We start from the raw sequence: 25,060 nt of genomic DNA on the forward strand, positions 1-25,060 counted from the left end.
GGGGCGGGGCGCCGCGGGGGGGGGCCCTGGGCGGGGCGGCGGTGGGGTGTTGGGGGGGGCGCCCCGGGGGGGGGGGGGGGGGCGGGGCCCCCGCCGCACCGGTGCCGGACGCACGCCCGGTCGTGGTGACCGAGGTCGTGGTCATGGCAACTCCGTCTTACTCGGTGGCGGCAGCCGCGTCGGCCTGCGCCTGGGCGAGGGCGTCGGCCGGTGAGGCCGAGCCGGAGAGGGCGTTCTGGACGGCGGTCCAGAGCGCTTCGGAGATCTTCGGGTAGTCGGTGCCGAGGTTGTCGCTGGTGCGGCCCTTGGCGCCGCGGACGGCGTCGACCCACGGCTGGAGCTCGGGCTGGGCCTCCAGGAGCGCGGTCTGGCCGTCGGCCGTCGGCGGGATGTAGTACGCGAAGGTGGTGGCGGTCTCGACGAACCCTTCGGGCGTGGTCATGCACTCGATGATCTGGCGGGTGACGTCGTAGCGCTCGGTGTCGGACTGGACGGGGGCGAGGGCGAACTCGCCGCCGGTGGGCGCGGGCGCGGTGCCGCCGTTCTGGCCGGGCAGCGGGATGACGCCGGTGGCGAAGCCGGCTTCGAGCGCGCTGTTGACCTGCCAGGTGCCGTTGACGGCGAAGGCGTACTCGCCGGTGAGGAACTCCTCCCAGGTGGTGTTCTGGGAGTTGGTGATCACCGAGTCGGGCGCGTAGCCCGCTTCGAGCCAGCCGGTCCACAGCTCCAGGGCCGCGACGGCCTGGGGCGAGTCGAGCTGGCGGAGGTCGGCTCCGGCGCCCCAGAACCAGGGCAGGAACTGGAAGGAGCCCTCTTCGGTGCCGATGCCGGCGAAGGTGATCCCCTTGGCGCCGTTACCGGTAACTTGCGCAAGCGCGGCGGTGAGGCTGGCCCAGTCGGTGACGGTGGCCGGGTCGACGCCGGCGGCGGTGAGCACGTCCGCGTTGTAGTAGAGCGCGAGCGTGTTGGCGCCCACGGGGATGCCGTACGTCTGGTCGTCGACGACGCCGGCGGCGAGGAGGTTCTCGTCGACGCCGGAGACGTCGAGGCCGAGTTCGTCCATGGTGGTGAGCATCCCGGTGTCCGCGAGGGTGGAGACGGCCGGGTTGTCGAGCAGGATGACGTCCGGGCTCGTGCCCTCCTGGGCCGCGAGCAGCGCCTGGTTGGTGAGCGCGGTGGTGTCGAACGGCGTGCGCTCGATGGTCACCCCGGCGGCGTCGCCGCAGGCGGCGACCCGCTCGGCCCAGTCGGAGCCCTCGGCGTGCTGGGGGTACGGGTCCCACCAGGTGTACGTGTCGGCGTCCTGGTCGGTGGTGCCGCCGGACGAGCAGGCGCTGGCGAAGGCCAGTGCGGCGCAGGCGGCGCCTGCGGCGGCGGCCTTGAAGAGGGGTCTCGTGGTTCGCATTTCGGTGTTCCTCCTTGAACGGGTTACTGCATTGAGGGATGGGTTACTGCCGGGACTGGGCGAAATTTATGGCTCGCAAGCTTCGCCAAGATGGGGCGGGGCCGTGGAGCCCCGGTCGACGAGTTCTGGGTGGACGAACCGCACCACGTACGGGTCGCCTTCGGGGACCTGGTTCTCGATGCGGCGCACGAGCTGGCGTACGGCCATGCTGCCCAGGCGGTCCGGGGCGCTCTCGATCGAGGAGTAGGGCAGGGAGAAGGTGCGCGCGAACTCGTCGGAGTAGCGGCCGATGACGGAGAGGTCGGCGGGGGTCTCGACGTCGCGGGTGCGCAGCACGGTGGGGAGCGCTGCGGCGGCGGCCTCGTTGTTGAGGAGCAGGCCGGTGGCGCCGGGGTGGGCGTCGAGGAGGGCGTGCAGGTCGCGGCCGATGTCGGGCTGGGTGGCGGCGCCGAACACGGTGTGGAGGGTGATCCCTTTGGCGGCGGCGGCCTGGACGGCGGCGTTCTGGAGGCGCCAGACGTAGGCGCCGCCGCGTTCGACGACGTGCTCGGGCTGGGAGACGAGGATGAGTTCGCGGTGGCCGAGGCGGGCGAGGTGCTCGACCATGGCGCGGCCGGCCTCTTCGAAGTCGAGGTCGAAGACGTCGACGCCGGTGCAGTCGCGCGGGAGGCCGACGAGCGCGCCGGGCTGGGCGGCGGCGCGGAGCACGGGCAGGCGGTCGTCGTCCTCGGCGACGTTGAGGAGCACGACGCCGTCGACCATGCGGGAGTCGGTGATGCGCTTGAGCGCGCCGGGCCCGTCCGAGTCGGAGCTGAGCAGGATGTCGTAGCCGAGGTCGCGGGCGGTGTCGGTGACGCCTTGGAGGTACTGGAGCATCGCGGGCGCGAACTCGTCGGGGAGGAACTGGGCGAGGAGCCCGATGACGTTGGAGCGGGAGGTCGCGAGGGCCCGCGCGCCGGCGTTCGGGGTGTAGCCGAGTTCCATGGCGGCCTGGCGGACCCGCGTCCGCACCTCGTCCGAGACGGCGCGCTTGCCGGTGAGCGCGTAGGACGCGGTCGAGCGGGCCACGCCCGCGGCGCGGGCGACGTCGCCGATGTTCACCATGCTGTGCCTCCTCCGAACCGGTTCGACCGGATGCTGAATCGTCGAACCGGTTCGGAGCTTAACCCCGTGACGCGTCTGACGCAAGTGCCGGGTGGCAACGTTTCCCGTGTATATGCCTTTGTTATATCGAAGATCTTGCATCGAACGTCGTTCGAATCTAGCGTCAGACCTCCATCGACGTGTCGAACCGGTTCGACTCTATCGACTAGGAGCACTCATGCAAGGCACCCTCAGATTTCCCCGGTTCCGCCGGGCCGCGACGCGGGCGGGCGTCATCGCCGTCGCCCTCGGCGCGGTCATGGCCGGGAGCTCGATCCCGGCCGAGGCCGCGGGGCTCACGCTCACGGTGAACGTCGCCGACGTCGTGCGCCCGGCGACGCAGGTCGCCTCCGGCGGCCTTTACGGGGTCGGCTCGGACTCGCAGCCGACCACCGCGATGCTGCTGCCGCTCAACCCGACCAGCTTCACGCAGCCCGCGCCGGGCACGACCCACCTGGGCAACGGCGCGACCGAGCCGTGCTGCGACTCGCTCGACGTGGGCGACAACCTCATCCGGGCCGGCGCGCAGCAGTTCATCCGCATGCCCGACATCTACCCCACGTTCCCGTACCAGTGGCAGGGCTGGGCCGACTGGGAGTCGAAGGTCCGCAAGCAGGTCCAGGACCGCCTCGCCCAGACCGACATGACGAACATCCACGGCTGGGAGCTGTGGAACGAGCCGGACTGGACCTGGAACACCAGCCAGGCCGGCTCGTTCAACGAGGGCTGGGCGCGCACGTACAAGCTCGTGGACTCGCTCGACCCGGTGACGCCGATCGTCGGCCCCAGCGACTCCTACTACAGCCACGACCGGATGGTCTCGTTCCTGACGCACGCGAAGGCCACGAACACCGTGCCCGACGTCATCGTGTGGCACGAGCTGACCGACATGGACTGGAACAACTTCGACGACCACGTGCGCGACTACCGGGCCATCGAGGACTCCCTCGGCATCGCGGACCGGCCCATCGCGATCAACGAGTACAACAGCTTCAACCAGATGGACATCCCCTCCGTCGCCCTTCACTGGATGGCGGTGCTCGAGCGGCACGGCGCCCGCGAGGCGCACCGGGCGTACTGGTTCGAGGCGGGCACGTTCGACGGCCTGTTCACCCTGCAGAACCAGCCCACGGCCTCGTACTGGCTGTACCGCTGGTACGGCGCGATGACCGGCAACATCGTCGAGACGACCCCGCATTCGTGGCTCGACGGCGTGGCCTCCTACGACTCGTCGCGCCAGATCGTGAACACGGTCTTCGGCGGCGACTACGGGAACAACACGGTCCGGGTCGAAGGGCTGGGCTCGTTCGGGTCGCAGGTGCGGGTGCAGCTGCTCTCGACGCCGGGTTCGGGGCGGCACACGCACGTGGCCGCGCCGACGACCATCTCGACCACGACGATGAACGTATCGAACGGCGCGATCTCGGTGCCGGTGAACAACATGGACGCCGAGGCCGCCTACCAGCTGGTGGTGACTCCGGTCAACGGCCCGACGACCTCGTGGCAGCAGGTGTACGAGGCCGAGAACCAGACCGTGGTGAACGCCAACACGTTCGGGTCGGGGAACGCGTCGAACGGCTACTACGTGGGCCAGATCGACAACAACACGGACATGCGCTCGGACTCCTTCGTGGACTTCACGGTGAACGTGCCGACGGCGCGGTCGTACACGATGACCATCAGGTACGCCAACGGCACCGGAGCGAACGCGACGCACGGGCTGGCCTACAACGGCAGCGCCTGGTCCACGGTGTCCTATCCGCCGACGTCCGGCTGGGGCCAGTTCTCCACCGTCAACGTCACGGTGACCCTGAAGGCGGGCTACAACGTGATCCGCCTGGCGAAGGGCTCACCGCACTTCAACGGCGGCACCGGCTACGCCGAGCTCGACAACATCAGACTGGCCTGATCCATCGCAAGCAGGGGCCGGGTCCGCATTCGCGGGCCCGGCCCTTCGCATGGCTTCCGCTGCCGTCGGCGGCCGGCCGCGACAGGCGCCGCCCCGGTATCCGGGCATGGCACGGGTGCGGGAGGATCTGCCCATACGCCCGACGGCCCCCTTCTCCAGCGCGGTCGACCGTTCCGCCCATCGACAAGGAGGACCCCGGCCATGCCGATGCTCTACCCCCGCCGATCAGGCAGACGCACCAGTCCCCTGGCCCTGCTCCTGCTCGGCATCCCGCTGGTGGTGCTCGGGGCGGCCCTCCTTCCCGTGATGCTGCCTTCGGCGCTGGCCGAGGAGCGCGCGTACACGGCGGCTCCGTCATGTCCGGATTCGGTCACCGCGCCCGACGACGCCGGCGAGTGCCGCAAGGTCTGGGACGCGACCGTGATCGACAAGGAGGTGACCGGCGACGGCGACAACAAGCGCCACTTCGTGACGGTCGACGTCGACGGCGATCGGTACCGCGTTCGGCTCGCGAGCGGCCAATCCGACATCGACGAATTCGACCTGGGCGATCAGGTGACCGTGACTTCGTGGCGCCACCGGATCCGGGAGATCGTCACCGACGACGGCGCATCGATACGCATCGCCGGCACTCCGATCGGCGCCTACAAGGCGCCGATGATGGGGTCGGTCGCGCTGCTGGCATTCGGCTTCAGCCTGCTGTGGACGGCCCGCTTCGAACGGCGTCTGCAACGCTCCGGCCGCAGCATCGAATCCACCGGAAGCTGGACCGGGACCGTGCCGTCCCTGACGGCCGTCGTCTACGCGATCATCGCCCTGGCCGCGGTGGCCGCCCCGGCCGGCCTCGCGGGATCGCTCACGGCCTTGGCCTGCACCGCCGTCGGCACGCTGCTCGTCGGCGCCCTGCTCTGGCGGCGCGCGCGCCGCAAGGCTGAACGCAGATCCGCGCGCCTGCTGTCGGCGACCTGGGTGAGCCCCGCCACTTCCGGGACGGTAGTGCCCGGGCGGGTCATGGGAGAGGTCCCCTACAGCCGGGAGGGTGACAACTACCTGGTCATCGGCCCGACCGGTCTGGCGGTGGCCTCGGATCCCCGAGGTGCGGCCGGTCGAAGTCGGCCGTTGCCGCCCCTGACGTTCGTTCGCCTCCACCCCGCGAGGAAGGGCGACCACCGCTGCGGTGCGCTCCAAGACCCACTGTTCGTGGAGTGCAGGGACGGCGCGAAGGAGGTCCTGATCGCGGCGAGCAGAGAGCACGTTCCCTGGGTCCTGGGCGGATTGCGATTCCGACCGCAGCCCTGACCGCCTCCGGACCGCACAGCGGCAGGTGCCCTCTTCACAGTTCCGGCACGGTGAGGACCATCGCGTTGTAGTCGCCGGTGAGGACCACGAGGAGGTTCCCGGCGAGCGCAGCCTGCTCGGGCACACCGTCGCCGACGTCCACAGTGGCGGACCGGGCGCCGTCGGCCATGTCGAGCACGGAGATCTGGAAGGTCGCGCCGGAAAGGCCGGAGGCCACGGTCTCGATGACGGCCTGCCCGTCGCGGAACGCCATGACCGTGGCGTCGTCCGCTTCGCGCAGGACCTTCCCGTCGAAGTCGAGGATCTGCGCGTCGGCGACGGTGTCGAAGGACTGGTCGCCGAAGACGAGGCCCTCGGGGGACGCGTACCAGCCGTCCTCGAACGCCCAGTCCACTTTGACCTCCCACATCTCCTCGGCGGTCTCGGTGTTCACGGCGAACGTGCGGTACTGGTCGTCGGATTCGGAGTGGTCGACGGCCGTGCAGACGAGGTGCGGCCCGCAGGGTTTGACCTGCTGGATGCTGACGGGCGCGTCGAGGGGGATGCTCCAGGCGACGCTGAAGTCGATGAGGGCGTAGGCGATCAGGGTGTCGCGGCCGGGTGAGACGGCGTCGGAGGCGCGGCCGATGACGAGGCCGTCGAAGACGGTCCAGAGGTCGTCGTCGATGCCGAGGACGCCTTCGGCGGTCTGGTCGCCGGTGGCGGCGTCGCGGACGACGCCCGTGCCGGCCTCGGGGTCGAGGTCCACGATCTGGTCGGTGGCGACGAGGTTGTCGTACAGCGAGTACGAGTTCGGGGGGACTTCGCCGACGGGGTCCTCCGCGCGCTCGTCCCACGCGGTCGCGGTGCGGATGCGGTGGTCGTCGATGGTGTAGAGGCTCTCGGGTCCCTTCTCGCGCCACACCTCGCCGCCCGTGGTGAGGTCGATGCGGATGACGGCGTTGTCCTCGAAGCCGTCGCGCTGCTCGACGATGACGTCGGTGCCGTAGAAGGCGACGTCGTTGCGGTTCTCCCACGGCTGCTTCCACAGCAGTTCGCCGGTGTCGGCATGGGCGACGGCGCGCATGGTCTTGCCTTCGTCGGTGGCGGAGTAGCGGGCGTCGAGCACGAGCAGGCCGCCGACGACCATCATGTGCAGCTCATCGGGTTCGAGCTCGTACTCGTTCGTCCACAGTGCATCACCGTTGGCGGCGATCGCCCTGACGACGGTGGACCCGGTGGTGACCTCGGCGATGAAGGCGATGTTCTCGCTCGCGGTCACGGCGGCGGTGCCGGTGGTGCTGAGCTGCTGCTCGTAGACGGACACGAGTTCGGGGCCGGTCTCGCCCAGGTCCTCGACGCCGCCGATGATGCCGTCCGTGAGGTCGCCGGCGGTGCCGTCCCAGTCGATCTGGGTGAGGATGATGACGGCCGCGGTGACCACGATCGCGACCGAGCCCGCCAGAACGGACATGACGTGCCGCCGGAACGGCGGCGGCAGTCTGGGCCTGTCGCGGAAGGTCAGCCGCAAGGGCTCCTGCGGGGTGAAGTCGGAGCGCGGCGGCAGCGTACCGGCCGGGGTCTGCATCGGCGGCGGCTGTGTTCCGGTCGGGGGCGGCGACGGCGCGGTAAACGGGCTCGGCGCCGGGGTCTGGGGCCCGACCACCGGGTACGGCGCGTAGTGCAGCGGTCCGGGTTCGCCGGCGGGCGGGGTCGCTGGCGGGCTCGACACGGCCTCGTCCTGGCCGGTGACGCTGAACCGCAAGGCGCCGAAGGCGACCGGCAGTTCGGGCTGCTCGGGTACGGCGGGTGCGATGCCGAGGCGGGCGTGCAGGCGGGTGGCGACGAGGGGCATGCGGCTGGAGCCGCCGACGAGCAGGAGCGCAGTGAGTTCGCCGGGGTCGACGCCCGCGCGTTCGACGGTGCGGCGGGTCTCGTCGACCGCTCGCGAAACGAGCGGGTCGGCGAGGGACTGGAGTTCGTCGCGGGTGAGGTGCAGGCCCATCGGGTTGTGGCCGGGGAGGGCGACGGGCGCGGTGGAGGTGCGCGAGAGCATCTCCTTGGCGGCGCGCACCTCGCCCCAGAAGGCGAGGCGGTCGCGCAGGTCGGCGGTGGTCTCGGGCTCGGAGAGGCGCTGCCACAGTTCGGGGTCGCGTCCGGCGATGATGCGGCCGAGGTGGGCGGCGAGGGCCATGTCGACGTCGAGTCCGCCGAGGTCGTCGAGGCCGCCGACGGCGAGGGTGCGGAAGCGCCCGGTGTCGCCGGGCTCGCGGCGGACCACGGCCACGTCGAAGGTGCCGCCGCCGAAGTCGAAGATGGCGACGGCGGCGCCGGGCGCGATCTCCTGGCCGAGGATCTCGGCGCAGTAGGCGGCGGCGGCGATGGGTTCGGCGAGGAGCCTGACGGGGCCGAACCCGGCGATGGCGGCGGCGCGTTCGAGGACGGCGCGGCGGACCGGGCCCCAGTCGGCGGGGTAGGTCAGGACGGTCCCGGTCGGGCGCTGGCCCGAGGCCGCGGCGGCTTCGGCGACGCGGCGCAGGCCGGTGGCCAGGAGTTCCTCGACCGGGATCTCGCGGTCGCCGAGGAGCACGGCGCCGTCGTCGATGCGGCGCTTGGGGTGCGGTTCGAAGCGCGCGGGGTCGGCGGCGGCGAGCCGCTGGGCGTCGCGTCCGGTGTGGAGCTCGCCGTCGGCGTCGAGGTACACGCCGGAGGGGAGCAGCGGCGAGCCGTCGAAGAGCAGGGAGCGGGGTTCGGCGCCTTCGCGGCCGACGACGGCGACGGTGTGGGTGGTGCCGAGGTCGACGGCGAGCCATACGGGGGTCTGCAAGCTGGTCCTGTTCATGGGCGGTGGTGTGGGGGGCGGGGACCGGCGATCCTATCCCGGTGTCGGACCCTCGGTCTACTGTGGCACCCACATCCGCCGGCACTGGAGAACGGGGCATCACATGGGGGCTTGGGGCCACGGGCCGTTCGCGAACGACACGGCGCTGGACTGCGTCGCCGACCTGGCCGGCGCCGATCCCGGCGCGATCCGCGCCTGCCTGCTCAGGGTGATGCGCAAGGCCACCGAGGGCGGCGGCCACCTCACGAATCCGAAGGCCGACGCGGCCGTGGCGGCGGCCGTGCTGGTCGCGGCGCGGCTCGGCGCTGATCCGGCGAGCGGCTCGGCCGAGGAGCTGCTGGCCTCACACCCGTTCGAGGCGGACGGCGAGCTGCGCCTGGAGGCCCTGCGGGTCTTCGACCGGGTCGCCGACCCGCGCGACAACGAGTGGCACGACCTGTGGACGGATGCCGGTGCGCTCGAGAAGGTCCTCAAGCTGCAGGCGCCCTATCGCGAGGCGCTGGAGGCGCGCTAACGCGTGGTGATCAAGGCGGCCTCCTCGGTGCGGGCGGGGAAGCCGGCGCGCAGGAGCACGATGGCGAAGACGACCTCGAACAGGCCGCCCGGGAGGGCGAAGAACAATCCGGTGCCCGGGACGAGGGAGTCGGCGACCGCGCCGATGCCGAGCAGAGCGTAGCCGATCACGCCCCAGGCGGTGAACCAGGCCGGGAACCACGCCAGGCGGCGCAGCGCGAGGAGCATCGGCACGCTCCCGGCGGCCAGCGCGGTCATCGCGGCCGCGTACAGCAACGCGTTGGTCTCGGGCCGGTCGGCGAGGAGGAACCAGACGCCGGCGGCGAGCAGTACCGCTTCGGTGCCGCGCGCCCACAGGTAGGCCTCAGCGGTCTTCGGCGCCTCCGTGCGCAGCCGGGCGCGCACGAGGAAGCCGATGGCGGCCACGGCGATCGAGTTGAGGAAGATCAGTGCGATGCCGCCGGGGACGGCGCCGAGGGCGGTGCCGCCGCCGTAGCACAGGAACGCGGCCAGGAAGAGTGCGCCGGTGACGCGGCCGGCGAGGAGAGGGGTCATGCGGGGCTCCAGACGGGATCAGTAAACTTACTTAGTACGTTACGTTGCGGCCGGCAGCCGGTCAAGCACACCGAGGAGCGTTCACGTGCCCGAAGCCGAACCGAGACCCAAGCGGCCCAGGACCCTCCGCCGCGACCGCGTGATCAACACCGCCGTCGCCCTCGCCGACGCCGACGGCCTTGCCGCGCTCACCATGCGGTCGCTCGCGGCCGCCCTCGACGTCAAACCCATGTCCCTCTACAACCACGTGCAAGGCAAGGAGGACCTGCTCGACGGCATGGTCGACGCCGTCTTCGCCCGCATCGACCGCCCGGACCCGCAGGGCCACTGGCGCTCTGAGATGCGGGCCCGGTCCGTCTCGGTACGCGCGGTCCTCGCCCGCCACCCGTGGGCGCTGGCGCTCATGGACTCCCGGTCGAGTCCGGGCCCGGCGACCCTCGCCCACCACGACGCGGTCGCCGGAGTGCTGCTCAACGGCGGCTTCTCCCCCGCGCTGGCCGCGCGCGCTTACACGGTGGTGGACTCCTACGTGTACGGGTTCGTGCTCCAGGAGGCGGCGTTCCCGGACGCCGAACCGGAGGCGGGCGAGGCGATCGGCGACTACCCGTACCTGGCCGCGCTCGCCGCGGGCCATCTGATGCGGCCGGATTACGCGTTCGCGGACGACTTCGAGCCGGGCCTCGATCTCGTGCTCGACGGGATCGAGGCCCTGGTGTAGCGCCTTCACGGGTTGAGGGCGGTGAGGACGACCAGCTCCGACTCGTCGTGCGGGAGGTACCGGACCCGCACGACCATGCCCGGCTGGAGCTGCGCGAGCGAGCCGGCGTCGATGGGCTTGCGCTGCGCGAGGTCGAACGTGGTCTGGTCGGCGCGGGTGACGCGGAACTGGAGGTCCATGACGGCGCGGTCGCCCTGGATGTCGCCGGTCGGGCTCATCGCCAGCACGACCGCTTTCGCTTCGACGCCGTGCTCGGCGATCTGCAGCTGCCGGGGCGAGACCAGGCCCTTGGCGACGCGGACGCGGTCGAGGACGGCCTGCAGCTCCTCCTGCGGGGCGTCGGCGGCGATGGTGATGATCCCGTCAGTGCTGCCGGGGCGGTAGCGGACGGGCAGGACCGCGCCGGGGACGACCGCGGCGAGCTCGGTGATGTCGATGATGGCCTTGGCGACGCCGCGGAACGACTGGCCGTCCATGGTGTCGACGTCGAAGAGGATCTCCAGCTGCGGCTGGTCGTTGATGCTCAGGCCGGTGCGGGTGGCGGAGACGACGGTGCCCATGGCGATCGGGGCGCCCTCGAAGCCTTTCGCGATGCCGCCGCGCAGCTCGCGGATCGCGCCGTCGGCCATGCGGGAGATGGAGAAGAAGGGGAGGGTGGAGGCCAGGATGATCGGCCCGGCCATCCAGCCGTTCGCCCAGGCGGCGGGGCCGTCGCTGCCGAGGCTGGTGAGGACGTAGACGACGGTGAGTGCGGCGCCGATGACGGTGCCGATGACGGCGATGGTCTTGAACATGAGCTGGTCCTTTCGGGTGGTGGGGTTCAGTCTCTGGCGGTTCCTGCGCCTACCGGTCACAGGTTTCGGTCAGTCGCGGCCGATCTCGACGCGTTCGATGGAGCCTTCGGGGGCGACGATGACGAGGTCGCCGAGCCAGTAGGAGCCTTCGGGGGCGGCGATCACGACGGTGTGGCCGGTGGGCCCGGTGAGGGCGCGGCCGAGGCGGCTCCCGGTGTCGATGGAGGCGGTGACCTGGCCGGTGGCGAGGTCGACGACGTGGAGCGCGTACGCCTCCACGGCCGGTTCGGGCTGGTGCTCGACGAGGACGTGCCCGGAGGCGGCCCCGGCGGCCGTGGTGCCCGTGCCGGTCCACAGGTCCTGGCCCGCGGCGGCGGCGCCCTCCATGAACTCCTCGATGAGCTCGTCGACGTCGATCTCGACGGTGAACTGGGAGACGAGGGCGGTCTGGTCGAGGACGATGCCGGCGCCGTAGAACACGCGGGTGCCCAGGGCGCGTTCGCCTTCGGGGCCGTCGAGGACGAGGCCGCCGCCGAGTGCGTTGTCGGCGAGGGGCGCGATCCGCACTGTGGCCTCGCCATCGGCGAGGAGCGCTTCGGTGCTGGTCATGCCGCCGATGTCGGGGACGGGGCCTTCGGGGAAGAGCATGCCGGACCAGGTGGCGGTGGTGTCGGCGTCGGCGGGGGTCGCCTCGAGGGCGTCGAGGGCGATGGTGTGGACGCCGCCGTCCACATCGAGGGCGACGACGGCTCCGAGGGCGGGGTCGAAGCCGTAGGCGGCGCCCGAGACCGACTGGGAGCCTTCGAGTCCCGGCACCTCGCCGGCTTCGGTGACGGTGTCGCCGTCAGCGAGGTCGAGGATCATCAGGCCGTCGTCCGAGGCGAGGTACGCGTAGTGCTCGCCCGCGGCGACGACCGCGGTCTTCCACGCGAGCGCATCGGAGAGCTGCACGTCCCACGCGGTGTCGCCCGTGGCCAGGTCGACCGCGGCGATCCGCACTTCGAACACGTCGTGCCGGATCGAGGCGATGAGGCCCCCGGAGCCGTTGCGGTCGTAAGGCACGAGCGCGAGGTCGGTGCCGTCGTAGTGGGCGAAGCCGATCCCCGACTGGAGGGCGACGTCCGGGTCGGGCGCCGTCACATGCTCCCCGAAGATCGCGAACGCCCCGATCGCCAACCCGGGCACCCACATCAGCGCGAACGCGCCCAAGAGCCCCCGGCGTCGCGGCTTCGGCGTCAACGGGTGGCTCGGGGTGCCGTACGGCGAGCTCACGGCCTGCTGGTGGGTGGGGAACGGCCGGGCCGACGAGTATCCGGGGACGTGGCTCATGACGGGTCTCCTTGTGCGCTGATGCCACCAGCGTCGCCCCGGTTCGGCCCCTACCGATCACAACTTCGTCGGCGCCCGCGGGGGGCCGGACCCGACTACACTTCGCGTCATGGTGCAGAGCATCGCGGCCGGGGCGGCCGTGCCCCGGGGCATGCTCATCGCTGACGCCTGGGCCCAGCTCGGCGACGGCGTCGCACCCCTGAGCAACCCGTCGGGCCGCCCGCTCGCGCGCACCGTGAAGCTCCTCCTCGACCCGCTCGTGCTGCGCCCCAACCTGAATCCGCGGTTCGCGGGCGGCATGGTCGGCGTCGAGCACGTCGACGAGCTGCGGAGCACGCTCCTCGAGGCGGGCCCGGTCCTGGCCGCGACCGCGGCCTGGTTCCAGCTGCTCAAGAAGGCCCGGCGGCGCGCGGGCGTCACCGAGGGCAACCCGCAGGACCTCTACTTCCAGCGCTGCTACGAACTCGCGCACGAGCACGGCGACCCGCGCGGCGTACCGGACGCCGAAGCAGTCGCGGCCGCCACGGTCGCCGACGTGCGGGCCGAACGCGGCGAGGTCACCGTGGACCGCCTGCGCCGCTTCATGACCGACCCCGACCAGGTCGTCCGCCTCGCCGGGCTCCTCCAGCACGCCTGGGCGGACCGGCCCGCGCCGCAGCCGGCGCCGCAGGACGACCTCACCGCGTTCCTCGACACCTGCGCGGCCAAGCCCGACGAGCGCGCCTGGAAAGCCCTGGCCGCCAACGGGACCGGCACCGCCGAGGCCGCCGACCTCGACCGGCCGCGCGTCGCCCGGGACTACGGGCTCACCGCCCGGGAACACCCCGCACCCCCGGCGCTGGGCGAGCGCGCCTCCAAACGGCAGCTGCCGCCGCCGTTCGACCGGTCCATCATGGAGCGCCTGTTCGCCGCGTTCACCGCCGTGTTCCAGCGCGAGTCCATGGCCGACATCCCGTCGATGGTCGTCGGCGAGATCCACCGCTCCGCCGCCGCCTGGCAGCTCGCCGAGGAACCCAGCCGCGTCGCCATGGCCCTCGGACGCGACGCCAGCAACGGCATCGACTACTGGGCCGGCGGCGGCACGCCCCGGTCGGACGCCAACGGCCGCTTGCAGGCCCGCTACGCCCGAGAGGCGTACGTCCACGCCGTCCACCGGCAGCCCGACCCCGAATCGGCGAACGTCCCCGAAGACCTGAAGCACGAGATCCTCCACGTCCAGGAGCCCTACCTGCGGCGCCTCTGGGCGCGCCTGCACGGCCGCGAACTGCGCGGCGAGACCACCGCGGCCGACGAGGTCTGGGACCTGCTCGACGGCGTCTTCCGCTCAGTCCTCCTCGACCAGCGCGACCGGCTCAGGCGCCTCCTCGAACGGGACGGGGGCCGGTCATGACCGAGTACCGGGTCGGCCGCGTCCGCGCGGTCATCATCGTCGGCACCTGGCGGACCGACCCGCCCGGCGTCGTCCGCCCGCACCCCGAGCGCACGGCCCTCCTCGAAGCTCGCGGCGCACTCCTCTACTGGGACGTCCTCGACCGCACCGCCCACCCCGCCGCCGAGATCCACGACCCCGACCTCGCCGCCGACTGGCTCTGGGAACTCTACGGACCCGACGCCGCGGGCGCGATCCTCAACGGCGACAGCCACATCGCCACCGAATGGGCATCGCCCGTCCTCGACGCCGCCCGCCGCCTCGCCCACCTCCGCTGGGCCGAAGCGTGGTGGCCGTCCTCGCACGCCGCCGCCGTCCCCGCCCTCGACACCGGCCTCCTGCGGGCCGAAGCCGCCTGGCGCACCGCCGCCGTCGAACACCTCCTCGACGACGACGAAGCCGTCGAACGCGCCCTCGCCGATGCGAACCTGGCCGCAACGGAAGACCTCGACCCGGCCCTCGGCGCCGCCGAACTCACCGCCGCACTCCAAGCCCTCTCCGAGGACTACGGCATCGAACTGCGCCGCGAACCCGCCGGGCTCCGGCGCGAGGACTGGGCGCTCGCCGCGACCGGCGGCCCCGCCGTCGACTTCGCGCTCGCCAGCGGCGGCGCACCCGTCGCCTGGGAACGGGTCCCCCAAGGCCTGGTCGACGCCGCCGCCGGAGCCACCTGGACCCTGACGCAGCGCGAAGGCGGCCTGGTCGTCCATGTCAGCGTCCCGGCCGCCCCCGAAGCCCGCGACCTCCGCCTGGACGCCGCGATCGGCACGGTCGACGTCCCGCTGCGGCTCGACCCCGCCTCCGGGAACTTCACCGGCGAAGCCGAAGCGCCGCAAGCGTTCCTCATGCTCCCCGCCGCCCAACGCGTCCTCTGGGTCCACTCCCCCGACTTCGTCGGCGAACCGGCCGAACCGGCGGCAGCACCCCACCGGGCCGCGATCATCGAATACGCCCGCGAACGCCTCACCGACCCCGACGCCAGCCTCGCCGAGCGCGCCGCATGACCGACGACGTGATCGGCCTGTACGGCAAAGAAAGCTCAGGCCCGCGCTGGGCCGCGATGCGCGAACACAACAACGCCGGCGCCCGCCTCCTCGCGGCGGGCCGCGTCGCCGAAGCGGTCGCCGAACTCGAAGCCGCCTACCGGATGACCCTCGTCGACGATCTTGACGCCGCCGGATACGACAGCCGCGCAAGGGCACTCGCGAACCTCGCCACCGCCGCCGAACTGCGCGGCGACACCACCGAGTCACTGCGCCTCGCCGAAGCGGCCCTCACCGCCTGCGGCAACGCCGAACGCGAGGCCGGCAACCGGTACGGGACCGTCGCGACCCGCACCTCGATCCTCATCCAACGCGCCCAGACCCACCAGCTCCTCGGCCGCTACGACGACGCCCTCCTCGACCTCGACACCGCCCTGGAACTCACCGCGAACGCGGACGACAGCAGCGACGACCAGCTCGTCGAGTACATGCTCCACAACACTCGCACCGTGCAGCTCATCCGCCTCGAACGCCTCGAAGAGGCCGAGGCCGCCGCCCGGCGCACCCTCGCACTCGCCACCGCCCGCGACCCCCGCCTCGCCGCCCACCCCTACTCCAACCTCGCCCTCATCGCACAGGCCCACAACGAGCACGACACCGCCATGACCTACCTGCGACTGGCCGAGCAGATCCACACCGCCGCCGGCGACACCGCCGCCGCCGCGCTGGCCGTCGCCAACCAGGGCCGCGTCGCCTCCCGCCTCGGCGACAACGACACCGCCGCCCGGCTCCTCGCCACCGCCGAGCAGGCGTTCCTCGACGGCGAGCAGCCGCTGCGCGCCGCGGAGATCCGCCTCAGCCGCGCGCACGCCGCGTTCCAGAACGACGACGCCGACCTCGCCCAATCGCTGCTCCCGCAAGCGATCGCGACATTTCGCGCCGCGGGCCACGTAGTGATGCTCGCCGAAGCCCTCGCCCTCCAAGGCGACATGCTCGCGGCCCAGTCCGACCTCTACGACGCCGAGAACACGTACCTCGAGGCGCGCGCGCTCTACGAGGAGACCGGCGCGCGCTACCACCTCGCGCGGCTCGACATGCGCCGCGCGATCGCCATCTCCGACATGGCCGAGCGCGCGACCGACCCCGCCGAGCAAGCGCACCTGGTGCACATGTCGCTCTACCTCTCCCTGCCCTCCGCGCTCGCCACCGACGCGATCCGCCACACGTACGCGCCCGGCCCGGCTAGGGAGCAGTGGGCCGCCACCGTGGCGATCCCCGCGATGGCGCACGCGCTGCACATGGCGATGGCCCTGCAGGACGGGGCGCTGATCTCCGAACTCCTCGAGCACATGAGCGGCACGATGTCCCTGTACGCGCACGCTCCGGCCGCCGCGTTCACCCCCGACATCGACGCGCTCGAGCCCTCGATGTTCAGCGCTGCAACCGAAGAGCTCTCCTTCGCCGCGTCGGCATTCGTCACCGGCGTCTCAGCGGACTTCCCCGCCCCGCAGTTCGCCCTGCCGCCCCGGATGCGCGTCAACCCGAACCGGCCCTCCGCCCTGGAGCCGTGGATCGCCGCAGCCGAGCAGTGGTACGGCTTCGCGATCCGCTCCGACCTGGTGATCGACGCATGGTAACGCCCACGGTCCAACTCAAGGTCATCGACACCGACCACCTGTTCTACACGTGGCGGTGGGAGCACGAGCTCGGCGCGATCCAGAACATCGTGGTCCCCGGCGAGACCGTCCGGCCGGTCCTGGACGAACTCGCCGCCGCGCTCCCGACCCCGCTCCCCGGCGAGACCGTCGAGCAGGCCCTCGAACGGTCTCTCAACGGCCCGCTCACCGACCGGGAGCGGGAGTTCGAACTCGCGTGGTCCCTCGCGCGGGCGCTTATTCCGCACCAGTTGGCGATGGAGCTGAACGCCTACCTCGAGCAGGGCATCCGCGCGCACGTGCGCATCCAGCCCTCGCACGCGACGGCCCAAGTCCCTTGGGAGGCATTGCGAGTCGACGAGGGCGAGCGTTTCGTGACCAACGCCGACATGTCGGTCCTGCCACCGGCGACCGTGCGCAACGCCCCCGAACGCCGCATCAGCCCGTGGAACCCGGACGGCCGTGTCGCCGCCGTGCTCGACCCGAAGGTCCCCGGCGCGGCGGCGGCTCTCGGCTCAGTCCTCGGCCCCGAAGGCCCGGCACTCGCCGAACGACTCGGCCTCGACAAGACCGCCTTCCGCAGGTCGGACCAGACTCGCGACACCCTCGAACCCGAGCTCGCCGACGCTTCCCGGTTCCTCTACGTCGGGCACGTCACGACCTCCGCGCACGGCCTGGACGCCCGTCTCCACTTGAGCTGCGGCCCGGGCACGACCGGCCGAGCGGCGGTCGTCGCGGGCCACCGCCCCCTCACCGCCGCGGACATCGTGCTGGGCCACCGCCCCGACGCACCGGGCCGCTGGAGCATGCCGAACCGGGTCGCTTTGATCGCGTGCGAAAGCGGCGGCGAAGCCCGCTTCGCCGAACCGGTCGGGCTTGTCGCCGCCGCGATTCACGCGGGAGCGGAGTACGTGACCGCGACCCGCTGGACCCTTCCCACGGACGCCGGCCTCCGCCGCTTCGCCCCCCGAGCCACCCCCGAGACCACGGCCATCCCCGAAGTCGTCCTCGCAGTGAACCGGGCCCACCAGTCCCCCGACCCCGTCGCCGCCCTCAGCGCGTGGCAGCGACACCACGCCGCCCAATGGGAGACCCACGGCCGCCTCGAAAACTCCCCGATCATCTGGGCCGCCTTCGGCACCGCCCATGGCTGACGGCTGCGCCGGACTCGCGGTCACGCGGGAGCGGGCTCGGGCGGCGTGTTCGGCCGCAGCCTGACGACCGCCGCCGCCCAAGCGCCGCAGGCGCAGAGCGCGAACGCCACGGCGAAGTGCAGCAGGCCCCGCCGCAGGAACTCATCGCTCGTCGCGTCGACCGCGTAGGTGGTCAGCTCGCGGGTCGACCACAGCGGCAGGACCTTCGCGAGTGTCCCTTCAGGATCGGCGAGCATCTGGGTCGCCATGACGGCCAGCAGTGCCAGCGCGCCCTCCAGTTCGCGCGGGAGCGCGAGGCTCACGACCGCGCCCAGGGGAGCGGCGACGAGCACTGTGGTCCCCAGGAGCAGCGCGACCGCCCAGAGCCGCTCGACGTCCTGGGCAACCGCGACGAGGACGAGGTAGGCGCCGGCGATCGTGAAGCCGGTGCCGAGGAGGGCGAGCTGCCTGCCGAGGAGCAGCGCCGTGGGCGACGCGCCGACGACGGCGAGCCGGCGGTCGAGGTGTCGGGATCCGACGTGGGAGAACAGGGCGAGCGTCGCCACCGCCCAGCCGACGCCGAGGGCCAGGAAGCGCACCGCCTGGCCCGGTTCGTCGCTCCTGGCGGCGTAGAACGCCAGCGGCAGGGCGATGACGAGGAGGAGCGCCGAGCGGCGGCGCGTGAGTTCGCGCAGGCTGGTCCCTGCGATCGCGAGCAGCATCAGCGGTCCTCCGCGCCTTGGAGTTCGAGCAGGTGGTCGACCTTGTCGAGGTCGTGGAGCAGGTGCGTGACGACGAGGACGCCGGCGCCCGCGTCGCGCCATGCGTACACCTGGGCCCACAGGTCCAGATAGGAGTCCTGGTCGAATCCCTGGTAGGGCTCGTCGAGCAGGATCAGGTCCGGGCGGCTGAGCTCGCCCAGGACGACGTTGAGCTTCTGCTGGGTGCCGCCGGACAGCTGGGAGGCGACGACGCCGGCCCGGGGCCGCCAGCCGAGCCCGGCGGCGAGGTGCGCGCCGGTCGCGACGGCCTTGCGGGCGCCCATGCGGTGCACCGCGCCGAACAGGCGGAAATGCTCGTCGGCGGTGAGGTAGGGGGCGACGCCGTGCTGCTGCGGGGCGTAGCCGATGCGGGCGGCGCGCTCGACGACGCCGCTGGTGGCTTTGAGGGTCCCGGCGCAGATGTCGAGCAGCGTGGACTTGCCGGCGCCGTTCGCGCCGGTCACGGCCGCCACCTCGCCCGCGTGGAGCGTCAGGTCGACGCCGCGCAGGACTTCGCGGCGGCGGAAGCGCTTCGTCACATTGGTCAGGCGCAGCACGACCGGGCCCTTGGCCCTGGCGAGCGGCGCGAGCAGAGGCGCGGGCCGGGCGGCGCGGGCCACCGCGACCGCGTACGCCGCCGCGGGGCCGAACAGCTGCGCAGGGTGGCGCCTCGCCGCGATCGCCTCGGCGCGGCTGTCCTCCGAGAGTCGCTGCGCCTCATGGGGATCGACGCCTTGCTCGAGAAGTATGCGGGTGAAGGAGTCGTGCCATTCGTCGCCGGTCATGCGGTCTCCACCTCGGCCAGGTCGGCGCGGTCGGCGACGCGGTCCATGGCCTGCCGGAACTCCCTCCAGACGGCGACCCGCTCCTCCGCGGCGGCCCGGCCCTCGGCGGTCAGCCGGTAGTACTTGCGACGCGGGCCCACGGTCGAGGACACCCAGTCCGCTTGGACCAGGCCCTGCTTCTCAAGTCGCAGCAGCGACGGGTACAGCGTCCCGCCAGGGATCTCACCGAAACCGGACTCGGCGAGCCGCTGCGCGAGCCCGAGCCCGTAGTCGCGGCGCTCGCCCAACAGGCACAGCAGGCAGAAGTCGAGAAATCCGTGCAGCCATTGCTGCCTCGTAGCATCCAACATGCTAGGTAGGATAACTGACTACCAGTAGATAGGAAGACTGGGTACTGAGATTCGCGTCGCGGACGTCCCGTCCAGGACCCGAACGGAAAGGCCGGTCGACCCGCAAGCGGATCGGCCGACCCATGGCGTGGCTCAGGCGAGATCGCCGAGCAGCCGCGTCGGCTCCCCGTCGAGGGCCAGCGCGTCGAGGACGACGAGCAGTTGGCTCTCCTCGTACCTGAAGTGGGTCTCCATGACCGCACCGATGCCGTCCAGATGGCGGTGCAGCTCATCGGGGTCCGCGTCCGAGTCCATTGCGGCGGTGAGCTGGCCGATGAGGTGCTCGAGCATGTTGTGGTCGGTCATGAGCTTGCCGATCACGGGCTTGAGGTCGGGATGCTCAGCGACGACCTGCGGGAAGAGCCCGCCGTCCTCGCTGCGGTGATGGCCGCTCAGGGCCGAGCAGAAGCCGCGGCAGAACAGGAGGAGGTCCTGCCCGCCCTCCTCTTCGAATTCCCCGTCGATGGAGCGGCGGGCGAGGTCGAGCGCCTGGCGCAGGCGCTGGTGGACATTGCGAAGCTGGGTGCTGAACGCGACCAGTCGGTCGGTGTCGGAACTGATTGAGGTGTCTCCTTCGATCACGGCGCGCCGCCCGGGGGCGAAAGCGCCGCAGGCGATATTACCTGCGCGAGCCCGGGCGCAGGCCGCCTATGATCCGGATCATGACCGACCTGCTCTCCCTTCACCGCCGGACGATGCTCATCGCCACCGCGATCGTCGATCAAGTCCGCAGCGACCACTTGCACTTGGAGACCCCTTGCGCCGGTTGGGATCTGTCGCAGCTGCTCGCTCACATGATCGGGCAGAACCACGGCTTCGCCTCCGCTGCTCGGGGCGAAACGTTCGACCCGGCCGTCTGGGCCGACCAGCCCGTGTCGGCCGAGCCGGGCGAGGCCTTCGCGGCTTCGGCCGCCGAGGTGGTCGCCGCGTTCGCCTCGGTGGGCGCGGTCGAGCGCGACTGGCCGATCCTCGTCGGGGCCGACCAGTCCGTTCTGGTCCCCGGCAAGCAGGCCCTGGGGTTCCATTACATCGACTATGTCGTGCACGGCTGGGACGTGGCCGTGTCGATCGGTCTCGCGCCCGACTTCGACTCCGACCTCCTGGAGGCGGTCCTCCCGCTCGCCGAAGCAGTGCCGCTCGACGGCCCGACCCGCAACGGCCCGTACGCGCCGTTCGCCCCGGCCGTCGCCCTCGATACGGGCCGCGCCGACCTTGACCGCCTCCTCGCCATCCTCGGCCGCGACCCCGAATGGAAACCCTCGCAACAGCAATAGCAGCTCAGGTCCGCGCTCCTGCTGCCACTCCACAAGTTATCCACAGGCCGGAAACTAGCTGTTGCCACCCGAGAGCAACCCGTGACAGTGTTGATCCATGCGCCAGAACAGCAGCAACGCCACTTTTGCCACCATCCTCCACAAGGCCGTGTCGAGCATGGATTCTCCCGCGCGGAAAGTTATCCACAGGCAGAAACTTTCGGTTGCCGACCAATCACGAAGCGTGCCAAGGTTGGTACAAAAAAGCCATCTGGCCTTGCGGGATGGCGGCGATAGAGGGGATTCGCGAACGCCACCATACCGAGACCGCGCGCGGGAAGCCGCCCGCGCGCGGTCCCCGCACGGGCCACACCTCCACCGCGGAGGAACACCAGCGGGCGGCCGGACACACCAGCCCGGCCGCCCGCCAGTTCTTGCTGCTCCGCAGACCTATCCGCCGTAGAGCTGCTGCAGCTCCCGCTTGAGGACCTTGCCACTCGGACCGAGCGGCAGCGCCTCGAGCACATGGATCACCCGGGGGTACTTGTAGGCGGCGATCTTCGCCTTCATGTACGCGACGAGGTCGGCCGGGTCAGCATCAGCGCCTGAGGCCGGGACGATCGCGGCGTGCACCTCCTGGCCGTGCTCCGGATGCGGCACACCGAAGACCGCCGCGAGCGCCACGGCCGGGTGGCGTGAGAGCACCGCCTCGACCTCGGTCGGGTAGACGTTGTAGCCGTTGCGGATGATCATGTCCTTCTTGCGGTCAACGATGTGGATCACACCATCTTCGTCCACAGTGCCCAGATCGCCGGTGCGGAACCACCCGTCGACGACGGCCGCGGCCGTGGCGTCGGGGCGGCCGAGGTAGCCCTTCATGAGGTTGTGGCCGCGCACCACGATCTCGCCCAGGGAATCAGCCGGCAGCAGGTCGATGCGGTCCTCGACCTCCGGGTCGGCGACCGCCACGTCGACGCCCCAGATCGACTTGCCGACCGTGCCGGGCCGGATCGGTTCGGACACGAGGTTGAAGCTGCACACCGGCGAGGTCTCCGTCAGGCCGTAGCCTTCGTGGACTTGGGCGCCGTATGCGGTTTCGAATGCTTCGAGCAGGGCCGTCGGCAGCGCCGCGCCGCCTGAGATCGCGTAGCGCAGCGGCGGTCGGTCGGCGGTGCGGCTCGCGGCCGCGACCATCGCGGCGTAGTTCGTAGGCACGCCCGCGAACACCGTGGCCCGGTGTCGCACCAGGAGCGCCAGGGCCTCGTCGGGATCGAACTTCGGCAGCAGGATGATCGCGGCGCCCCGGCGGAAGCCGGCGTTCAGCACCACGGTCTGGCCGAAGGTGTGGAAGAACGGCAGCCCGCCGTAGAGCACGTCGTCGGGCCGGTACTCGAAGGTGTCGAGGAGGCAGGTGTGGACCTGCTCGACCACCGCGAGGTGCGAGCCGACCGCGCCTTTCGGAGTGCCAGTAGTGCCCGAGGTGTACAGGATCGTGGCGGCGGCGAGCGGGTGGACCGAGGCGTAGCGTTCGATCGGTTCCGCTGCGGCGGCCTCGTCTTCGAGGCGTGCAACGGGTTCGGCGCCAAGAGCGAAGCCCTCGGGGGCGAGGACCGTGAGGAGCGGGACGTCCGCGAGCGCGGCCGCGGGGGCGGCTTCGCTGAGGAGCGGGGCGGCGGCTACGAGCAGGTCGGTGTCGGCGTCTTCCAGGACGAACCGGATCTCCTCGGCTTTGAACAGCAGGTGCACCGGGACCACGACCGCGCCGAGGGCGAGGGCCGCGTAGTAGACGCGCGGGAAGTCCGGCACGTTCGGCACGATCATCGCCACCCGGGACCCCGGTCCGATGCCGCGGGCGGCGAGGGCGCCGGCGTAGGCGCGGGTCTGGTCCCACAGGGCCCCGTACGAGATGGTCTGGTCCATGAAGTGCAGGGCCGGGGCGTCGGGGCGGCGGCGGGCGGATTCGGCGAGGATGGCGGCGATCGAGAGGGTTCCCTGGCCGGGGCCGTCGATGGCCTCGTCGTACGGTGCGTCGGGCTGGTGCGTCATTGCACGTCTCCTTCGTTCGCTCATCATCCTGCCCTGCCCGGCAGGGACGTGTCATCGTCCCGAGGCGAGCCATGCGGTCGGGTCGCGGCGGATGCGGTCGACGACGGCCATGGCGGCGCCGATCGCGGCCGCGTCCGGGCCGAGTGTCGCGGGGCGGACGGTGATCGGGGCCCAGCGGGCGGAGAGGACGCGCTGGTTGATCTCGGTTTCGACGCCGGTGATGAGCCAGGAGGAGAGGAGCGCGAAGCTGCCGCCGAGGAGGACGGTGTCGAGGTCGAGGAGGTTGAGGACGTTGGCGATCGCGATGCCCAGGGCGGTGGCGGCGGTGTCGAGGGCGGCGATGGTTTCGGGGCGGCCGGCGTCGGCCCAGGTGAGGAGGGCGGCGTCGGCGGTGAGGCCGTCGGGCGGGGTTTGGCCGTCGAGGATCGCGGCGAGGCTGGCGTAGGTCTGGAGGCAGCCGCGTGAGCCGCAGCGGCATGGTTTGCCGTCGGGGTCCACGGTGAGGTGGCCGAGTTCGCCGCCCCAGCCGTGGGAACCGCGCATGAGGCGGCGGTCGAGGATGATGCCGGCGCCGATGTCGAGTCCGCCTGAGACGTACAGGAAGTGGTCGGGGGTGGTGCGGTGGAGTTCGCCGCGGGCGGCGAGGTTCGCCTCGTTGTCCACATTGGTGTGGACGTCGAGGTGGCGGAGGTGCTGGGCGAGGAGCGCTCCCGCGTCGACGTCGCGCCAGCCGAGGGAGGGTGCGGTGCGGACGAGCCCAGCGTCGGTGGAGCCGGGGACGGCGAGGGTGGCGGTGATGACGGTGAGGCCTTCCGCGGCGGCGGCTTCGGCGGCTTCGGTCGCCATGCGGCCCAAGCGTTCGAGCAAGGCCGGGGCTTCGGTGTCGTCGCAGGGGGCGAACGCGAGGTGGCGCACCGAGCCGCCGAGGTCGACCACGCACGCGGCGAGGCCGTCGGTGCGGATGTCGAGCCCGAGCCCGGCGGGGCCGCTGCGGGAGACGGTGAGCCCCATGCGGGGCCGGCCGGCCCGCCCGTCCGGGGTCGCGCCGGTCTCGGTGACGAGGCGTCCGGCGATGAGCTCGTCGACGATGCGGGTGATCGTGGGCCGGGTCAGGCCGGTGGCGGCGGCGAGCTCGGTGCGCGAGAGCGGGGCCTCGGCGGCGAGGACGTGCCGGAACACGAGTTCGAGGTTCAACGCGCGCAGGCGTTCCTGCCGGGCGGGGTCGTTGGAGCGGACGGCGTTCATGCCGGGGGCCGCGCTGCTTCGGCGAGCGCGGCGGCCGCGTCTTCGCTGAGGTTGCCGTCTGCCACGACAGCGAGGATATGCCGTTCGAGGTGCTCGCCGGGCTCCAGGACCAGTGGACGGTCCCATGTGAGCGATGAGCCGACGCCGAGGTAGTCGCGGGCGCGCACGAACCAGCGGTCCTGGGCGGTGGTCGCGTCGGCGGGCACGAACAGCATCGTCCATGCTGCGCCGCCGCTGGTGCCCGAGACGGTGAGCCACGGGGCGGTGGTGCCGTGGACGGCGCGCACGCCGGTCCCGGCCGGGCTCTGCACTCGCACCTGCCCGTTGACGGCGGGGCCGCGCCAGAAGAACCCGCCGTAACCGGCGCCGACGCGCCCGAGCGAGGCCGGGCTGCGGATGGGCAGCGGCCGGTCGGTGGCGTTGGTGAGCCGGGTCTGCACGGCGAGGGTCCAGGCGTCGGAGGTCAAAGGCACGCAGGCGATCGCGCGCCGTTCGCTCAGCAGGGCCGCGCCCTGCCCGTCGACCCAGTGGAGGGTGTGCGCGAGCTCGGATTCGGTGTGGCGCAGCCAGCGCTGGTGGTGTTGCGCGCCGTGATTGTCGAGCCAGGCGGGGCCGTGTCCGGCGACGAAGGTGCGGCCGCCCCAGAAGTTGCGGCCGCCGATGTCGGGGGCGGCGATGCTGATGCCGAGCTGGTGGGTGTGGGAGTGGGGTCTGGCGTCGGTGACGGTGGTGCCGGTGAGGGTGCGGACGGGGTGGAGGTAGGGGCGGGGTGCGGTGGAGGCGGGGAGGTCGGAGTGCCAGACGTAGTCGGCGACGTCGCGGCCGTCGACTTGGAGTCGGAGGGGTTGGTCGGCGTCGAGTGCGCGGGCAGTGCCGGAGTGCTCCATTGCGGCTC

General features: G+C 71.9%; 22 protein-coding genes. 9 read left to right on the forward strand and 13 right to left on the reverse strand.

The window, feature by feature from the left end:
- Positions 1-157: 157 nt before the first annotated feature.
- Positions 158-1,405: an extracellular solute-binding protein gene (locus AB0I03_RS25145; RefSeq protein ID WP_360416908.1), complete on the reverse strand. Its 1,248-nt coding sequence runs from the start codon at positions 1,403-1,405 to the stop codon at positions 158-160.
- A 66-nt stretch (positions 1,406-1,471) separates the two neighbouring features.
- Positions 1,472-2,509: a LacI family DNA-binding transcriptional regulator gene (locus tag AB0I03_RS25150; RefSeq protein WP_360416910.1), complete on the reverse strand. Its 1,038-nt coding sequence runs from the start codon at positions 2,507-2,509 to the stop codon at positions 1,472-1,474.
- A gap of 217 nt (positions 2,510-2,726) precedes the next feature.
- Between AB0I03_RS25150 and AB0I03_RS25155 the strand changes: the two genes are divergently transcribed.
- Positions 2,727-4,457 carry a CBM35 domain-containing protein gene (locus AB0I03_RS25155; protein WP_360416912.1) on the forward strand — a complete coding sequence of 577 codons (1,731 nt, stop codon included), beginning with the start codon at positions 2,727-2,729 and terminating at the stop codon, positions 4,455-4,457.
- Positions 4,458-4,658: 201 nt separating this feature from the next.
- Positions 4,659-5,756 (forward strand): hypothetical protein, encoded by a 1,098-nt coding sequence (locus tag AB0I03_RS25160; protein ID WP_360416914.1) that lies wholly within the window; start codon positions 4,659-4,661, stop codon positions 5,754-5,756.
- A gap of 34 nt (positions 5,757-5,790) precedes the next feature.
- On the opposite strand, the gene AB0I03_RS25165 is transcribed toward AB0I03_RS25160, so the two are convergent.
- Positions 5,791-8,577 (reverse strand): Hsp70 family protein, encoded by a 2,787-nt coding sequence (locus AB0I03_RS25165; RefSeq protein ID WP_360416917.1) that lies wholly within the window; start codon positions 8,575-8,577, stop codon positions 5,791-5,793.
- Positions 8,578-8,680: 103 nt separating this feature from the next.
- Here AB0I03_RS25165 and AB0I03_RS25170 point away from each other — a divergent pair, with 103 nt between their 5' ends.
- Positions 8,681-9,091 (forward strand): DUF4259 domain-containing protein, encoded by a 411-nt coding sequence (locus AB0I03_RS25170; protein ID WP_360416919.1) that lies wholly within the window; start codon positions 8,681-8,683, stop codon positions 9,089-9,091.
- On the opposite strand, the gene AB0I03_RS25175 is transcribed toward AB0I03_RS25170, so the two are convergent.
- Entirely contained in the window at positions 9,088-9,645 is a 558-nt protein-coding gene (locus tag AB0I03_RS25175) for a hypothetical protein (RefSeq protein WP_360416921.1), read from the reverse strand. The genes AB0I03_RS25170 and AB0I03_RS25175 overlap by 4 nt on opposite strands.
- Before the next feature lie 85 nt (positions 9,646-9,730).
- Here AB0I03_RS25175 and AB0I03_RS25180 point away from each other — a divergent pair, with 85 nt between their 5' ends.
- Positions 9,731-10,363, forward strand: coding sequence for a TetR/AcrR family transcriptional regulator C-terminal domain-containing protein (locus AB0I03_RS25180; protein ID WP_360416923.1), 633 nt, complete (start codon positions 9,731-9,733; stop codon positions 10,361-10,363).
- Positions 10,364-10,368: 5 nt separating this feature from the next.
- Here AB0I03_RS25180 and AB0I03_RS25185 read toward each other — a convergent pair whose 3' ends face one another.
- Both AB0I03_RS25185 and AB0I03_RS25190 read right to left on the reverse strand, forming a co-directional pair.
- Positions 10,369-11,157, reverse strand: a complete 789-nt coding sequence (locus AB0I03_RS25185; RefSeq protein ID WP_360416925.1) for a hypothetical protein — start codon at positions 11,155-11,157, stop codon at positions 10,369-10,371.
- A 69-nt stretch (positions 11,158-11,226) separates the two neighbouring features.
- Positions 11,227-12,486 carry a PA2928 family protein gene (locus AB0I03_RS25190; RefSeq protein WP_360416927.1) on the reverse strand — a complete coding sequence of 420 codons (1,260 nt, stop codon included), beginning with the start codon at positions 12,484-12,486 and terminating at the stop codon, positions 11,227-11,229.
- Between the two features lie 109 nt (positions 12,487-12,595).
- On the opposite strand from AB0I03_RS25190, the gene AB0I03_RS25195 reads away from it, so the two are divergent.
- Genes AB0I03_RS25195 through AB0I03_RS25210 form a run of 4 tightly spaced genes read left to right on the forward strand, consistent with a single transcriptional unit; the run spans position 12,596 to position 17,707 of the window.
- Complete coding sequence (locus tag AB0I03_RS25195; protein ID WP_360416929.1) at positions 12,596-13,876, forward strand: hypothetical protein; 1,281 nt, start codon at positions 12,596-12,598, stop codon at positions 13,874-13,876.
- Positions 13,873-14,919 (forward strand): hypothetical protein, encoded by a 1,047-nt coding sequence (locus AB0I03_RS25200; protein ID WP_360416931.1) that lies wholly within the window; start codon positions 13,873-13,875, stop codon positions 14,917-14,919. The genes AB0I03_RS25195 and AB0I03_RS25200 overlap by 4 nt, the downstream gene beginning before the upstream one ends.
- A complete protein-coding gene (locus tag AB0I03_RS25205; RefSeq protein WP_360416933.1) occupies positions 14,916-16,535 on the forward strand; it encodes a hypothetical protein in 1,620 nt (539 codons plus the stop codon). The genes AB0I03_RS25200 and AB0I03_RS25205 overlap by 4 nt, the downstream gene beginning before the upstream one ends.
- Positions 16,529-17,707, forward strand: a complete 1,179-nt coding sequence (locus tag AB0I03_RS25210) for a CHAT domain-containing protein (protein WP_360416935.1) — start codon at positions 16,529-16,531, stop codon at positions 17,705-17,707. Before AB0I03_RS25205 ends, AB0I03_RS25210 begins: the two co-directional genes overlap by 7 nt.
- A 20-nt stretch (positions 17,708-17,727) precedes the next feature.
- On the opposite strand, the gene AB0I03_RS25215 is transcribed toward AB0I03_RS25210, so the two are convergent.
- The 4 genes from AB0I03_RS25215 to AB0I03_RS25230 form a co-directional block, all read right to left on the reverse strand.
- Positions 17,728-18,408, reverse strand: a complete 681-nt coding sequence (locus AB0I03_RS25215; protein ID WP_360416937.1) for a hypothetical protein — start codon at positions 18,406-18,408, stop codon at positions 17,728-17,730.
- The gene (locus AB0I03_RS25220) at positions 18,408-19,232 is read right to left on the reverse strand and encodes an ABC transporter ATP-binding protein (protein WP_360416939.1); all 825 of its coding nucleotides are present in this window, start codon (positions 19,230-19,232) and stop codon (positions 18,408-18,410) included. The genes AB0I03_RS25215 and AB0I03_RS25220 overlap by 1 nt, the downstream gene beginning before the upstream one ends.
- The gene (locus AB0I03_RS25225) at positions 19,229-19,582 is read right to left on the reverse strand and encodes a PadR family transcriptional regulator (protein WP_360416941.1); all 354 of its coding nucleotides are present in this window, start codon (positions 19,580-19,582) and stop codon (positions 19,229-19,231) included. Before AB0I03_RS25225 ends, AB0I03_RS25220 begins: the two co-directional genes overlap by 4 nt.
- A gap of 132 nt (positions 19,583-19,714) precedes the next feature.
- A complete protein-coding gene (locus tag AB0I03_RS25230; RefSeq protein WP_360416943.1) occupies positions 19,715-20,203 on the reverse strand; it encodes a hemerythrin domain-containing protein in 489 nt (162 codons plus the stop codon).
- An 80-nt stretch (positions 20,204-20,283) separates the two neighbouring features.
- Here AB0I03_RS25230 and AB0I03_RS25235 point away from each other — a divergent pair, with 80 nt between their 5' ends.
- Positions 20,284-20,895, forward strand: coding sequence for a TIGR03086 family metal-binding protein (locus AB0I03_RS25235; protein ID WP_360416945.1), 612 nt, complete (start codon positions 20,284-20,286; stop codon positions 20,893-20,895).
- Between the two features lie 429 nt (positions 20,896-21,324).
- On the opposite strand, the gene AB0I03_RS25240 is transcribed toward AB0I03_RS25235, so the two are convergent.
- The 3 genes from AB0I03_RS25240 to AB0I03_RS25250 are packed head-to-tail and all read right to left on the reverse strand — an operon-like array spanning position 21,325 to position 25,052.
- Positions 21,325-22,920: a long-chain fatty acid--CoA ligase gene (locus tag AB0I03_RS25240; protein ID WP_360416947.1), complete on the reverse strand. Its 1,596-nt coding sequence runs from the start codon at positions 22,918-22,920 to the stop codon at positions 21,325-21,327.
- Positions 22,921-22,971: 51 nt separating this feature from the next.
- Entirely contained in the window at positions 22,972-24,165 is a 1,194-nt protein-coding gene (locus AB0I03_RS25245) for an ROK family transcriptional regulator (RefSeq protein WP_360416949.1), read from the reverse strand.
- Positions 24,162-25,052, reverse strand: a complete 891-nt coding sequence (locus AB0I03_RS25250; protein ID WP_360416951.1) for a PmoA family protein — start codon at positions 25,050-25,052, stop codon at positions 24,162-24,164. The genes AB0I03_RS25245 and AB0I03_RS25250 overlap by 4 nt, the downstream gene beginning before the upstream one ends.
- Positions 25,053-25,060 lie beyond the last annotated feature (8 nt).

This window comes from Glycomyces sp. NPDC021274, assembly GCF_040641195.1.
Taxonomy (GTDB): Bacteria; Actinomycetota; Actinomycetes; order Mycobacteriales; family Micromonosporaceae; genus Glycomyces.